Source organism: Cryobacterium sp. TMT2-42-4, assembly GCF_004402645.1.
In the GTDB taxonomy this organism is placed as follows: Bacteria; Actinomycetota; Actinomycetes; order Actinomycetales; family Microbacteriaceae; genus Cryobacterium; species Cryobacterium sandaracinum.
The window spans coordinates 51,391-66,010 of record NZ_SOFT01000023.1 but is presented as its reverse complement, the minus strand read 5'-3'; the positions used below and the strand labels follow the sequence as shown (position 1 = coordinate 66,010).

The window sequence follows — 14,620 nt, the reverse complement described above, 5'->3', positions numbered from 1 at the left end:
TCCCAGAATCCGAGAGGCACCTGAAATGCCCACTACCGTTACGGCCGTTGATCTGTCGTTGGATTCGAGAGCGCTCAGCACGTCAGAAATCACGGGTGTGCGCCTGGCCATCGCTGGGACCGGCCTGCTGGCTCTGGTCGTCGGCATCCTGATCCTGTCCTGGCCGGACACCACCGTCGCGTCCCTCGGGATTCTGTTCGGCTTGTACTTCTTGATCAGCGGCATCGTTCACGTAGTCCGAGGATTATTCACACAGGGTGCGTCCGGTGGTAGCCGGGTTGTGAACATCCTGCTCGGCGTGCTGCTGATCGTCGGCGGTATCGTCGCAATCAGGACCCCTTTGGACACCCTGGCCGTGCTCGGGATGCTTATCGGGATCTCCTGGATCGTGGAAGGTGTGGCCGGATTGGTCGAGACGGCTCCGGACTCCAGCAGGTGGTTCGGCACGGTCTTCGGCGCCATCGCCGTCGTGGCCGGCGTCGTGGTGCTCTTCTCCCCCGTCGAGTCGGTCACCATTCTGGTCACGATCGGCGGAGTGTTCCTCGTTCTGTCCGGGATCATCCAACTGGCGCAGGCCTTCATGTTCGGCCGGGGTCGGTCGGCAACACTCGATACGGCGTAGCCGCACGGAGTGGCCGCAGAGCACTCGTCCGGCCGCACCGCACGTGCTGCCCGCAACGTCAGTTTCGACTGGCGGCTTCTCCGACGTAGTCCGCGATGTCCCCGACATACCTGGTGTTGTTCTCCGGCACGGCCTCGACAGCCGCCAACGCAACCTCGGCGCCGAATTCGCTGACGTTGTACAGCCGGCCGGCGGCATCCTTGCGCGCGTTCATGGTGCCCGGGCTGGCTCGCTCAAGCAGGACGGCGGTGACCGTGCCCTCGATGATGTCGCCGGAGACAACGACGAAACCGATGCCGGCCTCGGCGAGCTCGGGGATGAGGGCGCGCAATGCGTCCTCGCCGGCGCGCTTGCTCCGGGCGACCGGCTCGTATTCGGCCATGGTCGTCGTGGTCTCGACAAAGTGAGCCTGGTGGCTGGTGACGAACACCACGCGGGCACCCGGAGCGAGCAAGGGCCGTGCCGCGTGCAGCAGGTTGACCTGGGCGTCCCGGTTCAGCTGCATGGCGTAATCCTCGGCCATGCCGCTTTCCATGCCGCCGGAGGCGTTCATGACGAGGATGTCGAGCCCACCGAACTCCGTGAGGATGGTTTCGAACATGGACTCGACGGATGCAGCATCCGTCAGATCTGCGCCGACCGTGATTGCCGTGCCACCTGCGGCGCGGATAGCATCGGCGACCTTGATCGCCCGTGCCTCCTTGTTGCGGAAGTTGATCGCGACGCTGGCGCCCGCCTCAGCGAGGAGGCCGACGGTGGCCGCTCCGACACCACGGGACGACCCCGTGACCAGGGCGCGTTTGCCGGTGAGAGAGCCGGCGTCGAGGGGATTTTGGGGTGCAATAGTCACAACGCCCAACCCTACCAACATGCGCGGCTGGACTCAGCCTCGGTCAGTCTTGACTCCGGCCGACGAGCAGGTGATAGCTTCGACAGGGAAACGTCACGTGAGAGGCTCCAAAATTGATGGCTGACCTGACCGACTACTTGTGGATCGTTTGGCTCGTCTTCATCCTCGTCTGTGTGATCATCGAGCTGCTTTCTCTCGAGTTCACCTTTTTGATGATCGCGGTCGGCAGTCTGGCCGGCCTGGGGGCGAACCTGCTGGGAGCCGTGTGGTGGCTCCAGATCGTCACGGCCGCCGTGGTATCCGTGCTCCTCATCCTGCTCATACGCCCGGTTCTCCTGCGGCTGATGAGGAAGGGTGCCGATCACACACCGAGCAATGTCGCCGCACTGCTCGGCATGACCGCACAAGTACTGTCCACCGTTCGCCCCTCGGGTGGAATGGTCAAACTGGCCAACGGCGAAACCTGGACAGCCCGCCTCTCCCCCGACACCGACACGCAATCCGCCGAACCCGGTGAGATTGTTCGCGTGGCCGCGATCGAAGGCTCCACCGCCGTCGTTCTGCCCTCGGAAAGGAACATCACATAATGCTCTCCACCGGTGAATTCATTGGGCAAATCTTCATTGCCGCCCTCCTCTTGGTACTCGGGGTGTTCGTCGTCGTCGTTCTCGTCCGGGCCATCAAGATCATCCCGCAGGCCAACGCCGGCGTCGTCGAGCGTCTGGGCAAGTATCACAAGACGCTCGAGCCGGGCCTGAACATCCTGGTTCCCTTCATCGACCGGGTGCGCCCCCTGCTGGACATGCGCGAACAGGTCGTTTCCTTCCCCCCGCAGCCGGTGATCACGGAGGACAATCTCGTGGTGTCCATTGACACCGTGGTCTATTTTCAGGTCACGGATGCACGTGCCGCCACCTACGAAATCGCGAATTACCTGGGCGCAGTCGAGCAGCTCACGACGACGACCCTGCGCAATGTGGTCGGTGGCCTCAACCTTGAAGAGGCGCTGACCAGCCGCGACAATATCAACGGGCAGCTGCGGATCGTGCTGGACGAGGCCACCGGCAAGTGGGGTATCCGAGTCGGACGGGTGGAGCTGAAGGCGATCGACCCGCCCCTGTCCATCCAGGACTCGATGGAGAAGCAGATGCGCGCCGAGCGTGACCGCCGCGCCGTCATCCTGACCGCGGAGGGCACGAAGCAGTCAGCGATTTTGACGGCAGAGGGAGCCCGGCAGGCAGCCATCCTGTCGGCGGAGGGTGACGCGAAGGCAGCCGTTCTGCGCGCCCAGGGTGAGGCGGAGGCCATCACCACGGTGTTCAGGGCGATCCATGACGGTGACCCGGATCCGAAGCTCCTGGCCTATCAGTACCTTCTGACCCTCCCCAAGCTCGCAGAGGGCAGTGCGAACAAGCTGTGGATCGTGCCCAGCGAACTCACCGCCGCGATGAACGGTATCGGGACGGCGTTCGGCCATGCCGTCGGCGGCTCGGCCGCCCCCGCACCGACCGGGCAGGCCGCGCAGACCGGGCAGGCCGAGACGGCCGGTCGGTCCCCCGCCGTCCCGGAGGCCTAGGCGACGATGTACCTCGAGGGGGCCGGGCCGCGCGTTTTCGCCCATCGCGGCCTCTCCCTCGATGCACCGGAGAACACCCTGCTGGCGTTCCGGCACGCGCTGGCGGTCGGCGCGACCCACATTGAGACGGATGTCCACGCCACGGACGACGGAATCGCCGTGCTCAGCCACGACGCTGAACACGATGTGGCCGGAACCCGCATCCGCCTCGACCAGCTCACCATGGGCGAGCTGCGCCGGGTCGGACTCGGTCAGGGACAGTCCTTCGCTTCCCTTCGCGAGGGACTTGACGTCTTCCCGGACGCCCGGTTCAACATCGACGTCAAATCATTGGCCGCCGTCGAGGCCACGGCCGCTGCGGTCCGGGACGCCGGCGCCATCGACCGAACGCTGATCACCTCATTCTCCGAGAACCGCCGTCGCCGCACGGCTGCGCTCCTTCCCGGGGTGGCCACATCGGCATCCGCGTCGGTCTTGATGCGCGCCGTTTTGACCGCCGAACTGGGCCTTGCCGCTCCGGTGCGGCACTCCCTGAGGGGCTTCGCCGCCGTGCAGGTACCGGAGTCGATTCGTTTCCTTCGCATCCTCACTCCCCGCTTCATTCGCGCCATGCACGCGACCGAGGTAGAGGTGCATGTCTGGACCATCAACGATGCGGAGTCCATGAACCGGCTCCTCGACCTCGGTGTCGACGGGATCGTCACGGACCGGTGCGACCTGGCCGTGGCGATCATCGCGGCGCGAGCCTGAGAGTTCGCTCCGAGAAGTCACGTAACGGAAAGATAACGTCCAGCTTGATGGTTTATACCTAGTAGTTGCATCGCGAGAGGAGACCACACGATGGCGGATCGCAGTTTGCGTGGCATGAGGTTAGGCGCACAAAGCCTTCAAAGCGAAGAGGGCGTAACTTTTTCACCACGAGTCAGTCACACGTATCTGTGTGCAACGTGTGCACGGGAGACGGTCATGATCTTCTCGGCAGAGGCGGATGCCCCTGACGAATGGGAATGTCGCTTCTGTTCACAGACAGCAACCCGGTTGGTTGACTCCAAACCGGTGATTGTGGACCATTCCGACGAGAAAGTACCGCGTACGCACTGGGACATGCTCTTGGAGCGACGCACCCGCGCCGAACTCGAGGAACTCCTCGAGGAGCGGTTGACGTTCCTGCGGGAGCGGCGCGGACAGCAGAAGATCGGCGCCTGATCGGCCCGTTCTCTCGACGCCTGAACTGATCAGTTTTACCTGCTACGCGCCCGATTCCGTCGGGCGCGTAGCGCATTAACGGAGCACAGCACAAACCCGGCGAGGCCGAGGCCGCACACCAGCCACTCGATTGCCCGTCCCGCCGCCATCGCCGGGGTGACCGTGTCGCTCAGGGGAACTGACTGCACCATCGCTCCGGGAAGCCAGGTCGGCAAACGGTCGAGCGTGGCACCATCCGGCGTGATGATGGCGCTGGTGCCCACGGTGGAGATATTCACGACCGTGCGCCCGGCCTCGATGGCTCGGAGTCGCGCGATGGCCAACTGCTGCACGCTTTCGTCGGTGCGGCCGAAGTCGGCGTTGTTCGTCTGGGCGAGGATGATCTCGGCCCTGGCGTCGACCATTTCCTGAACGAGCTGGTCGTCGGCGATATCGAAGCAGATGGCGATTCCCGCCACGATCCCATTGATGTCGAAGACGTTGTCCCGCGTGCCGATGGAGTAATCGCGCGCGACCAGGTCGATCAACTCGGGAGCAAATGGCCGCCAGAACGCACGGTCCGGCATGTACTCCGCGAAGGGCACCGGATGCACCTTGTCGTAGATGTCGACGGCGCCCTCCCCCTCTTGCCACAGCAGAGAACTGTTGTAGAACTTGTTGTCCCGCTGCGTTATCGTTCCCGCGATGATCGGGACGCCCATCCGGCGGCTGAGGAAGTCCAGGTTCTTGGCGGCATCCGCTGAACGAAGGGGGTCGATGTCGCTGGCGTTCTCCGGCCACACGACGAAGTCGACCTCCTCGTCGATGACGGCCAGGGTCGCTGAAGTGTGGTCCGCCAGGATCTGCCCCGGTGAGTAGCGCGCGAACAGACCGGCATCCGATGCACCCTGGATGGCAGCCAGACGAACCTCCCCCGTCTGTACCGTCGGCCAGGCCGGTACGACCAATACGACCGCGATCACCCCTGCGGCGATGCCTGAGCGCACGGTGAGTCGCACCGGGGTTTCGCGGAGCAACTGCAGGGCCAGGGCGCAGAGCCAGACCAGGACGAAGCTGAGCCCCGACATGCCGACCCAGGCCACCAGTGAATTGAACGGGCTCTCGGACTGGGAGATGGCCACCCTGCCCCAAGCGAATCCGCCATACGGCCATACCGAGGCGAGTGCTTCCCGCGCCGTCCACAGCCCAGCCACGACCACCGGCACCACGCCAAGGCGGCCCAGGCTGGTCGGCCACACCCGCGGCCCCGTTTCGAGCACGACACCGATCAGCGCCAGGCTGATGGAGAAGAATATGGTTTGCAAGCCGGCCAGTGCCAGCCAGGGCACAGATCCGAGATAGAGCGTCAGCCAGCTGATGTGGATCAACCAGAACGCTGATCCGGCCACCATCCCGATGAGCAGGCCGGACCAGAAACCACGCCCCAGCAGGGCACAGAGCATTAGGAAGACTCCGACCAGGGCCAGAATCCACCACGACCGATCGGGAAACCCGGCGTCCAGGATCGCGCCTGCCGCCGCGGCGAGCACAGTAGCGGCCGGCAACGGGAGGGCCAATGGCCGAAGGGTCCCCGAGATCACGTCATCAGCCTAGGCGACTGACGAGTAGGCCACGATCCCACGGCGGATCGCATCCATGGCCTTGCGAGCGGTGCGACCGACGGGGTCGTCGGCCACGACCGAGAGCTGGTCCAGAAGGTCGATGGTCTGCTTCGTCCAGCGCACGAAGTCCCCCGCCGCCATCTCGGCCTCATCCAGGACGTCGATGAGCGATCCGGCTCGCGCCCACTTCCACATCGCCAGGCTGAGTCCCACCGCGAGGGGGTTGCTGCCGGGAAGCTTGTGATCGCGTTCGAGATCATCGAGGCGGCTCCACAACTCCTGGGTCTCGTGCAGGGCCTCGCGGAAGGTGCCCTTGGGCAGGTAGCGTTCGTCGATCAGACCCTCCTCGCGGCGAGGCTCGAAAACGAGAGCGCAGGCCATGGCGGCGAGACCCGCTGGGTCGAGGTCATTCCACAGGCCCCGGCGTAGCGATTCCGCCACCAGGAGGTCACGGTCCGCGTAGATGCGACGCAGGATCAGGCCGCTCGGGCTGAGCGTGACCGTGGCGTCGGGATTCTCGAGGAGATAGCCGTAGCCCACGAGAACTTCGGTCACCCGGTCGAAGACGCGTGCGACGGCGCCGGTGCGCGTCGTAATCTGCTGGGTGACAATATCCGTGTCTCGCCTCAGCGTCCACCAGCGCTGTGCCCACCGTGCGTGCTGCTCGCGCTCAGGGCAGCTATGGCACGGATGCTCGCGCATGCGCTTACGCAGGCTGCCGAGTTCGCGCTGGCGACGCTCGCGCGCCGCACGGGCGCCGGTCTCCCCGGCCGCATTCTGGCGCTCGACATCGGTGAGATTGCGACGAATGGCGGAATATTCGGTGAAGTCGCCCAGGTGGCAGACCATGGACTGTGCGAACCCGGTCAGTGACTCCTCCTGGTGTCGCACTTTGCGTGCCAGGTCGACGACCGCCCGATCGGCCTGGAACTGGGCAAACGAGGACTCGAGTACCTCACGCGTGCGTTCCCGACCGAACTGGTCGATCAGGTTGACGGCCATGTTGTAGGTCGGTTTAAAGCTGGAATTGAGCGGGTAGGTGCGGCGGGACGCGAGTGACGCCACCGTTTGAGGGTCGAGTCCGGAAGCCCACTGGATCAGCGAGTGGCCCTCGATGTCGATGCCGCGTCGCCCGGCCCGACCGGTCAGCTGGGTGTACTCCCCCGGGGTGACCGGCACTCTCGCCTCGCCGTTGAACTTCTCGAGTTTGTCGAGCACCACCGTACGGGCCGGCATGTTGATGCCGAGCGCCAGGGTTTCCGTAGCGAAGACGGCCTTCACGAGCTTCTTCTGGAACAGCTCCTCAACGACCTCCTTGAACGCCGGCAGCAGCCCGGCATGGTGGGCGGCGACACCCCGCTCGAGGCCGTCGAGCCACTCGAAGTAGCCGAGCACGCCGAGGTCTTCGTCGAGCAGCGTACGGCAGCGCTCGTCGACGATCTGCCGGATCTCCTCGCGCTCCTGAGCGTCGGTCAAGCGCACGCCGGCCCGCAGTACCTGGCGGACCGCCTGGTCGCAGCCGACTCGGCTGAAGATGAAGAAAATCGCCGGGAGGAGATGTTTGCCCTCGAGCAGCCGCACGATCTCGGAGCGGTCCATCCTCCCCGGTTCGAAACCGCCACGCGGCTGGGTCCCCCGGCCGCGATCGCGGTCGCCGCCCCGGCGTCCGTTCGCCGAGCGGACGCCGGGTGCGCGCCCGCCCGACTGGGCCAGCCGCACCAGCTCCGGGTTCACCCGGTGGGTCCCGGCCAGGCCGGCCGCGTCGAAGAGGTCGAGCATTTTGCTCTTGACCAGCACATGTTGTTCGAGCGGGACCGGTCGCTCTTCGGAGACGATGACATCCGTTTCGCCGCGGACGGCCTGCAGCCAGTCGCCGAATTCTTCGGCGTTTGAGACCGTGGCGCTGAGCGAGACCAGACGTACGTCCTGGGGCAGATGGATGATGACCTCTTCCCACACGGCGCCGCGGAACCGGTCGGCCAGGAAGTGGACCTCGTCCAACACGACGAAGGCAAGGTTTGTGAGGAGGTCCGAATCGGCGTAGAGCATGTTGCGCAGCACTTCAGTCGTCATGACCACGATTCGGGCCTGCGGGTTCACGTTCGTGTCGCCGGTGAGCAGGCCCACGGCATCCGCCCCGTATTCCGCGACGAGTTCCTGAAACTTTTGATTGCTCAGCGCCTTCATCGGGGCGGTGTAGAAGACCTTCTTCCGTGAGCTCTGCATTGCCAGATAGATCGCGAACTCGGCGATCAGGGTTTTGCCGGCACCCGTGGGCGCGGCGACGAGCACGCTGTTATCGTCTTCAAGAGACGCGCAAGCGGCCAGCTGGAAGGGATCCAGTCCGAAGCGGAGCCCGGCGCGGAATGACTCGAGGCGGGGCCGGCCGGCGCGGGCTCGGGAGGCGGCATAGCGTTCCGCGGGCGATTCAAGGTTGGTCATCGGATGCGCTCAGAGCGCCAACTCCTGTTCGAGGGAACGGGCGCGCCGGGCGGCACGTCGATCGTGGAGGTACGCGATTCCGTACGCGGCGAAGTAAAGCACGACCATAGGGATGGCCAGAAGAAACATTGAGATCACGTCGGCAGCGGGGGTGGCGATCGCGGTGAACAGTGTGATCAGCAGGACGGCGATCCGCCAGGATTTGATGATCGACTGAGCGCTGATCACTCCGGCCAGGTTGAGCAGAACGATGAAGACGGGGAGCACGAAAGCCACACCGATCGCGATCATGAGCTTCAACACGAAGTCGAGGTAACTTTGCGCGACGATGAGAGCGGCGTCTTCCTTGGGGGCGAAACTCGTCATCAGTCCGACAATGTTCGGTAGAACGAACCATCCCGCGGCGCAGCCCGCCAAGAACAGCGGAATGGCGGTGAAGAGGAAGCCGAAGGTGTACTGCTTTTCGATGCGGGTGAGGCCGGGAACCAGGAACGCGAAGATCTGGAAGAGCCAGACCGGGCTGGACACGACGAGCCCCACGTAGAAGGCGATCTTCAACTTCAGGTCAAAGGCACTTGTGATGTCTGGGTAGTTCAGCTGAGCCGTGCGGTCCTGCGCCTCGATGATGGCGTAGATCGGCTCGCGCAGGGCGTCCCACACGAAATCGGACAGGAACCAGCCGACGATCGCACCAACCAGAATTCCTGCCGCAGCAAGGAAGAGACGCTTGCGCAGCTCGAGCAGATGTTGCCCCAGCGACATTTTTCCATCGGTGGCCGTGCGCCGAGGGATTCGCCCCGCCACGGGACTTACGATTTCGTCGTCGGGTCGGCTGTGCCGGCGGCCTTCGAAGAATCGTCAGCGCTGCCGGTCGTTTCGGCGTCTTCTTTGTCGCTCTTGATCTCGTTCTTGAAAATCTTCATGGACTGCCCGAGGCTGCGGGCAAGGCCGGGAAGCTTGGGCGCACCAAACAGAAGCAGAACGATGACGAGGATGATCAGGAAGTGCCATCCGGTCAAGTTGTTAAGCATCAGTATCTGTCCTTTGGGTCAGTGGGCGAGTGATAAACAGTTTACCTCTGGCGATCAAGGAATCCCGCCGCCGCTGTCGACGTTGCGCCCGGTCACGCTGAACAAGTTCGAGGGCGCGGTAGAGGTCGGCGGGCTTTGTGAAGACGGCCGGTTGGAACCGGACCTGGGGCGGCATCTCCTGCCCCCGGGTGACGTCAGCGACACGATCGCCGAGTTCTTGAAGGGCTTCCAGTGTGGCCATGACCTTCTTGAACAGGGCGAACCCGAACCAGGCCAGCATCGCGAGCAGACCGAGCACCAGGCCGATCCAGATCAATGCCCACAACCACCACGGCATCGTCTATTCCCCCAGGTCTGTCGGTTCGGACTCGTCGTAGCGGGCCACACCGGCGGCCGCCCACTCGCGCACGACTGCGCGCGCCTCGGCCGGGTCAACCACTTCCACGACTCCGGCGAGGCCGCTGACGAGGCGTTTGAGGCCGTGATAATGAGCCACTTTGAGTGTCCTCCGCACTCTGTCCCCGGGTGCTCCGGGGGCGCCGTATGGTGCGTAGTCCGCGAGCAGCGGAACGGCCGACGTCGGGAGTTCAACCGTCACATCCTGGTCGGACGCGGAGCCCTCGAAGAGGGTCTCGGTCGGCACGGCATCGGCGGACCGGGGGTTGGTCGGCACGTCGGTCACGTGCAGATCGCTCATGCGGTCGAGGCGAAAGGTGCGGGCCGCTTCGCGGAGGTGGCACCAGCCGCGCAGGTACCAGTCCCGGTCCACAGTCTGGATACGCCACGGGTCGACCCGGCGCAGTTCATTCTCGCCGCGGGCATTCAGATAGTCGAACTCGATCTGTACTCCGCCGCGGACCGCGGCCTGCACGACCGCGATGCTGCTGCGGGCATCCGTGCCGGCAACGGCAACTTGGCTGGGAGCCGCTGAGGCGCTGCGGGTGAGTTTCGCCATCAGCGACGCGATCGCGTCGACGTCCGCATTCTCCGGTAGCGAGGACAGGTATTGCAGGCCGGCGATCAGCGCGGCGGCTTCTCGGGCGGAGAAGCGCGGCGAGTCGTCGATGGCCACGAGGTGGGTGAGCACGATGAGGTCGTTTGTTTCGAACTCGTCCCAATGGATATCGAACAGGTCGCCGTGCAGGTACTGGCGGGTTTCCCCGGGGATGCCGGAAACCGCGATGAGGTTGACCGCGTCGCGCACCCGGTCAGGCGACACCCCGAAGTGCTCGGCGACGTCGGTCACGCTGATGCGGTCATGGTCCATCAGGAAGGGAACCAGCGCCAGGAGGAAGGTCAGCTTGTCGGATGCTCCGAGTGCCGGACCGCCGTTCATTCGTCGGCCGCCGTCGTGGTGTCCGGGTGCGCATTCAGATCGAAATCGGTGTGGGCATCCCGCACGGTGATCAGGCGGGACCGGACCGCTGTGCGCAGGGCCGCGGGCGAGTGCACCAGAACCTCCGGGCCGTAGCCGGCGAGCTCGTCGGCGAACACGTTGAGATCGGTGAAGTTCAGGTGCAGAGCGGATGCGTCCGCGTTCGTTCGAATCTCTCCCGGGGCGTCTCGCTTCGACAGTCTCACCGCGGCATCGCTGCCCGGCCGGGCGGCGATCACGGCGATGTTGGCGGTCCACAGCGCCTCGAGCTCGCTGAGCGCTTCCTGCCCCTGACCGTCACCGTGCGCCACGAACGAAGCTCCGGGGACCGTCACCACCGGGCCCACGATCCGGGAGAGCAGGTACGTGCGGGTTGCCGCAGCATCCTGGTCGGTGCCGAACAGGTGCCATCGTCCGTCGTGCAACACCATGGCGCGGGGCTCGACCTGACGGCGGCGCGCCGCCGCCTCGCCGGGCTTCAGATAGAGGAATGCGACAACCTGACCGCGATCCATTGCCTTGCTGAGCGGTTCGAAGGACGCCTCCCGCACGCGCAGGGACGGCGAGTAACCGAGCACGGGATCGCTCGAGTCGATGCCCAGCGCATGCAGTTTCGTCATCGCACGCCTGGACTCCGCAGACAGGGAGCCCTCCCGCCAGACCGTCGCGGCTAGCTTCAGCAGCATGAGCTCGTCCGGGCTGAAAGTCACGTCCACCGGAAGCTCGTAGAGTCCCTTGGGGATGCGGTAGCGCAAATGGTGGTTGCTTCCGGGATCGTCCGGCGGCTCAACCAACTCGAGCGGAATGCCCAGTTCGCGGATGTCGTCTTTGTCTCGTTCGAACTGCCGCTCCAGGCTCGCGTTGGCGCCGCCGGGGAGGTAGCGCTGGCGGTACCCCTGCACGGTGGACAGAATATCGGCCTTGGTCAACCCGACTTCCGTTGCGATGAGCGCAAGTACCAGGCTGAACAGGCGTTCTTCTACCGAAACACGGCTGTTCTTTTCAATGGTGGACGGCACGCTGCGAGTCTATCCGCCGCTTGCAGGCCGAGACTTAGTTCACGCCGAGGATATCGACGACGAACACGAGCGTTGAGCCTGCGGGGATCTTCTGCGAGGCCTCATCACCGTAAGCCTGATCGGCCGGGATGACGGCGATTACCTGCGAACCGACGGTCTGCCCGATGATGGCCTGGGCGAACCCGGGAATCAGCCCGCCCTCGGTCTTGGAACCGTCCACGATCAGGAACTCGGCCGGTTTCCCGGTCTGCCAGCTGGAATCGAAGACCGTGTTCTCGTTCCAGAGCACGCCCGTGTAGTGCAGGGTCGCAGTGTCGCCTTCCGGGACCTGCTTGCCATTGCCCTTCTTGAGGACGCCGATCTGTAGGTCGGTCGGCGGCTCACTCGACGGAATGGTGAGGCCGGGGGTTCCATCAGTCGCAAGGACAACGGACGGAAGCCCGCTCGCGACCGGCTGGTTGGCGCCGTTGGCCCGGAGCAGGTTGGCTCGCACGACGTCGATCACGAAGACCAGCGAGTCGTCGGCGCCGATGCCACTGTTGGGGTCTCCGCCGGCCGGACCGAGCCCGTCCTCCGGGGAGACGATGAGAGCCAGCCGGGATCCGACCTGGGCGCACTCCAGGCCCATCGCCAGGCCCGGGAGCGACTGCTCGTCGTCCAGGACGATGCTGGCCTGGTTGACCCCGTCGTACTCGCCCGCGCTGATCAACGCACCCGTCGTACCGTTGTAGAGGCTGAGGTCAAGCTTGACCAGCTGATCCGGGACGAGACCGGCACCCGTGCCGGCGATGATCTCACTGGCCTGGGTGGTGTCCGTCTTCAGCGGGGTCGGGAAGTCCACCGTCGGCGCGGAGCCGAATTCTCCCGACACCGACACGAGCTTCGACGCCGCCCCCTTCGTGACCGGCGCCTGGCAGTCTGCGGCGTCGACGGGGGTGCTGCAGCCGGTGAGGACCGCGACCAGCAGGCCAGCGGAAGCGATGAGTGCAGGAGCTCTACGCACGGGATCTCATTTCAGTGTGGGGCAGGTGATTGTGCGGGACAGGGGCAAATTCGGGGCCGGATGGCAGGCCGATCCCAATTCTAACGGGCGTTGGGTGCGACGTCGTCTGGTTCGCCCGCGTCGAGCCCGCGAGCCTTCGAGATGGCCGCGCCTGTCTCCGCCATCCGCACGCGCTTGCGCATGACCTTCGAGCTGACACTGCGTTCGCCGAGCGCGCCCGGGGTCCAGGCCTCCACATCGGCATCGGAGAAGTCGGTCTTCGACGGACGGCGCTTCAATTCGGGAAGAATCGTGTCCGGGGCGAGACGGCGGGCCGTGATCAGGAAACCCGTGTGCCCGATCATCCGGTGATCGGGCCGCACGGCGAGACCCTCGACGTGCCACCCGCGAACCATGGTCTCGTTCGAGTCCGGGTTCGTGTAGAGACCGGTCGCACGGATGGCCTCGGCCACCCGCGAGAGCTGGGTCACCGTGGCCACGTAGCAGAGCAGCACTCCGCCGGGCTTGAGCGCGTCCGAAACAGAGCCCAGGCACTCCCAGGGCGCGAGCATGTCGAGCACGACCCGGTCGACGCTCTGAGCCGGCATCGTGTCGGGCAGGGTATCGGCGAGGTCGCCGAGCGTGATGCTCCAGTTGGCGGGATCAGACCCGAGAAAGGTCGCGATATTGTCACGCGCGACATCCGCGAACTCGCTGCGGCGTTCGAATGAGGCCAGACTCCCGGCGGGGCCGATGGCGCGCAGCAGCCAGAGCGACAGGGCGCCGGAACCGACGCCGGCCTCCACCACAGTCGCCCCCGGGAATATATCGGCCTGCGCGATGATCTGGGCGGCATCCTTGGGATAGATGATGGCAGCACCGCGCGGCATCGACATAACGAAGTCGTTCAGCAACGGCCGTAAGGCGAGGTGCTCCACGCCGACGTTGTTCGTGACGACCGAGCCGTCCGGGACACCGATGACGTCATCGTGCGCCAGAATTCCCCGGTGGGTGTGGAAGACCTTGCCTGGTTCCAGGGTGATCGTGTTCAGCTTGTTCTTGGGTCCGGTCAACTGTACCCGGTCGCCGATCCGGAAGGGGCCGCTGTTTTGGATGACCTGGTTGTCGCTCATGCGTGGGTTATGTCCTTGCTCTGGGTCAGTGTGGGTCGGTCGGGGCCGGCCTGCGGCCGAGGGATCCGCGACGTGCAGTGTACAGCGAGGTGAAACCGTGAAGAGTGCGACCGGCGAGGGTCGGCCAGAGATCGTAGTGCGCGCTCTCGGGTAGGGGCACCATATGCGGGATGCCGACGACGACTGCCCCGGATGCCACGGCGGCCGCGATCCCCGGAACGGAATCCTCGACCGCGATGCAGTGCTCGGGGTCGACGCCGAGCAGCCCGGCGGCCGTCAGGTAAGCCTCTGGATGCGGCTTGCTGTGCGTGACCATATCGCCGGCGATAATGGTGTCGAAGGCGGTGAATCCGACAAGTTCGGCGATCTGTCGCGCCATCCGCTGCTGCGACATGGTGACCAGCGCCATGGGGACGCCGGCGGTCTTGAGCTCGGCGAGCAGTTCGAGCGCGCCGGGCCGCCACGGGGCACCGCAGACTCTCAGGAGTTCCTGGACCCGGCTCGTGAGCCGGTGCACGATGGCGTCGCCGGCCAGGTCGACGCCCCGATCCTGCAGGATGACCGCGGAACCCTCGAGACCGGAGCCGACCAGCAGCATGGCGTCGCTGTGGGACCAGACGCCGCCGAAGGACTCGACCAGTTCCGTCTCGGCCTGCATCCAGTACGGCTCGGAGTCCACGATGGTGCCGTCCATGTCCCAGAGCACGGCCGCAGGCAGGGGGGAATTGATTCGGATCGCGTTCACGGAGTTCAAGTGTAGGGGCACCGCCTATCCTTGATGGA

16 protein-coding genes are annotated in these 14,620 nt (G+C 65.2%); 5 read left to right on the top strand and 11 right to left on the bottom strand.

All coding sequences use genetic code 11. The features are described 5' to 3' along the window. Positions 1-25: 25 nt before the first annotated feature. Positions 26-622: a DUF308 domain-containing protein gene (locus E3O18_RS07680; protein WP_166784893.1), complete on the top strand. Its 597-nt coding sequence runs from the start codon at positions 26-28 to the stop codon at positions 620-622. 58 nt (positions 623-680) lie between these two features. On the opposite strand, the gene E3O18_RS07675 is transcribed toward E3O18_RS07680, so the two are convergent. Next, positions 681-1,472, bottom strand: coding sequence for an SDR family oxidoreductase (locus tag E3O18_RS07675; protein ID WP_241976592.1), 792 nt, complete (start codon positions 1,470-1,472; stop codon positions 681-683). A gap of 116 nt (positions 1,473-1,588) precedes the next feature. On the opposite strand from E3O18_RS07675, the gene E3O18_RS07670 reads away from it, so the two are divergent. From E3O18_RS07670 to E3O18_RS07655, 4 genes are all read left to right on the top strand, one after another. Beyond that, entirely contained in the window at positions 1,589-2,059 is a 471-nt protein-coding gene (locus E3O18_RS07670; RefSeq protein ID WP_174720088.1) for an NfeD family protein, read from the top strand. Continuing rightward, positions 2,059-3,048 carry an SPFH domain-containing protein gene (locus E3O18_RS07665; RefSeq protein ID WP_134395568.1) on the top strand — a complete coding sequence of 330 codons (990 nt, stop codon included), beginning with the start codon at positions 2,059-2,061 and terminating at the stop codon, positions 3,046-3,048. Before E3O18_RS07670 ends, E3O18_RS07665 begins: the two co-directional genes overlap by 1 nt. Before the next feature lie 6 nt (positions 3,049-3,054). Then, positions 3,055-3,798 carry a glycerophosphodiester phosphodiesterase family protein gene (locus E3O18_RS07660; protein ID WP_134395567.1) on the top strand — a complete coding sequence of 248 codons (744 nt, stop codon included), beginning with the start codon at positions 3,055-3,057 and terminating at the stop codon, positions 3,796-3,798. Between the two features lie 90 nt (positions 3,799-3,888). Beyond that, positions 3,889-4,254 carry an RNA polymerase-binding protein RbpA gene (locus E3O18_RS07655; RefSeq protein WP_134395566.1) on the top strand — a complete coding sequence of 122 codons (366 nt, stop codon included), beginning with the start codon at positions 3,889-3,891 and terminating at the stop codon, positions 4,252-4,254. A 35-nt stretch (positions 4,255-4,289) separates the two neighbouring features. On the opposite strand, the gene lnt is transcribed toward E3O18_RS07655, so the two are convergent. The 10 genes from lnt to E3O18_RS07605 all read right to left on the bottom strand — a co-directional run bounded on the left by lnt (position 4,290) and on the right by E3O18_RS07605 (position 14,567). Next, a complete protein-coding gene (gene lnt, locus E3O18_RS07650) occupies positions 4,290-5,834 on the bottom strand; it encodes an apolipoprotein N-acyltransferase (protein WP_134417823.1) in 1,545 nt (514 codons plus the stop codon). 9 nt (positions 5,835-5,843) lie between these two features. Next, on the bottom strand, positions 5,844-8,297 hold the full coding sequence (locus E3O18_RS07645; protein WP_134417822.1) for a DEAD/DEAH box helicase: 2,454 nt from the start codon (positions 8,295-8,297) through the stop codon (positions 5,844-5,846). 9 nt (positions 8,298-8,306) lie between these two features. Further along, positions 8,307-9,059, bottom strand: a complete 753-nt coding sequence (gene tatC / locus E3O18_RS07640; protein WP_134395563.1) for a twin-arginine translocase subunit TatC — start codon at positions 9,057-9,059, stop codon at positions 8,307-8,309. A gap of 47 nt (positions 9,060-9,106) precedes the next feature. Further along, positions 9,107-9,328 (bottom strand): twin-arginine translocase TatA/TatE family subunit, encoded by a 222-nt coding sequence (gene tatA, locus E3O18_RS07635; RefSeq protein ID WP_104102079.1) that lies wholly within the window; start codon positions 9,326-9,328, stop codon positions 9,107-9,109. Then, positions 9,321-9,665 carry a hypothetical protein gene (locus E3O18_RS07630; protein ID WP_134417821.1) on the bottom strand — a complete coding sequence of 115 codons (345 nt, stop codon included), beginning with the start codon at positions 9,663-9,665 and terminating at the stop codon, positions 9,321-9,323. Before E3O18_RS07630 ends, tatA begins: the two co-directional genes overlap by 8 nt. 3 nt (positions 9,666-9,668) lie before the next feature. After that, on the bottom strand, positions 9,669-10,664 hold the full coding sequence (locus tag E3O18_RS07625) for a WYL domain-containing protein (protein ID WP_134395561.1): 996 nt from the start codon (positions 10,662-10,664) through the stop codon (positions 9,669-9,671). After that, a complete protein-coding gene (locus E3O18_RS07620) occupies positions 10,661-11,722 on the bottom strand; it encodes a WYL domain-containing protein (RefSeq protein WP_241976591.1) in 1,062 nt (353 codons plus the stop codon). Before E3O18_RS07620 ends, E3O18_RS07625 begins: the two co-directional genes overlap by 4 nt. A 34-nt stretch (positions 11,723-11,756) precedes the next feature. After that, positions 11,757-12,725 carry an FKBP-type peptidyl-prolyl cis-trans isomerase gene (locus E3O18_RS07615; protein ID WP_134395560.1) on the bottom strand — a complete coding sequence of 323 codons (969 nt, stop codon included), beginning with the start codon at positions 12,723-12,725 and terminating at the stop codon, positions 11,757-11,759. Between the two features lie 80 nt (positions 12,726-12,805). Next, positions 12,806-13,837, bottom strand: coding sequence for a tRNA (adenine-N1)-methyltransferase (locus E3O18_RS07610; protein WP_134395559.1), 1,032 nt, complete (start codon positions 13,835-13,837; stop codon positions 12,806-12,808). Between the two features lie 25 nt (positions 13,838-13,862). Next, positions 13,863-14,567, bottom strand: a complete 705-nt coding sequence (locus E3O18_RS07605) for an HAD family phosphatase (RefSeq protein WP_134395601.1) — start codon at positions 14,565-14,567, stop codon at positions 13,863-13,865. Positions 14,568-14,620: the final 53 nt, after the last annotated feature.

Coding starts and splice junctions, on each gene's coding strand:
- tatC (WP_134395563.1), bottom strand. CDS start 9,059: ATGTCGCTGGGGCAACATCTGCTCGAGCTGCGCAAGCGTCTCTTCCTT.
- E3O18_RS07660 (WP_134395567.1), top strand. CDS start 3,055: ATGTACCTCGAGGGGGCCGGGCCGCGCGTTTTCGCCCATCGCGGCCTC.
- E3O18_RS07670 (WP_174720088.1), top strand. CDS start 1,589: ATGGCTGACCTGACCGACTACTTGTGGATCGTTTGGCTCGTCTTCATC.
- E3O18_RS07665 (WP_134395568.1), top strand. CDS start 2,059: ATGCTCTCCACCGGTGAATTCATTGGGCAAATCTTCATTGCCGCCCTC.
- tatA (WP_104102079.1), bottom strand. CDS start 9,328: ATGCTTAACAACTTGACCGGATGGCACTTCCTGATCATCCTCGTCATC.
- E3O18_RS07645 (WP_134417822.1), bottom strand. CDS start 8,297: ATGACCAACCTTGAATCGCCCGCGGAACGCTATGCCGCCTCCCGAGCC.
- E3O18_RS07655 (WP_134395566.1), top strand. CDS start 3,889: ATGGCGGATCGCAGTTTGCGTGGCATGAGGTTAGGCGCACAAAGCCTT.
- E3O18_RS07680 (WP_166784893.1), top strand. CDS start 26: ATGCCCACTACCGTTACGGCCGTTGATCTGTCGTTGGATTCGAGAGCG.
- E3O18_RS07630 (WP_134417821.1), bottom strand. CDS start 9,665: ATGCCGTGGTGGTTGTGGGCATTGATCTGGATCGGCCTGGTGCTCGGT.
- E3O18_RS07625 (WP_134395561.1), bottom strand. CDS start 10,664: ATGAACGGCGGTCCGGCACTCGGAGCATCCGACAAGCTGACCTTCCTC.
- E3O18_RS07610 (WP_134395559.1), bottom strand. CDS start 13,837: ATGAGCGACAACCAGGTCATCCAAAACAGCGGCCCCTTCCGGATCGGC.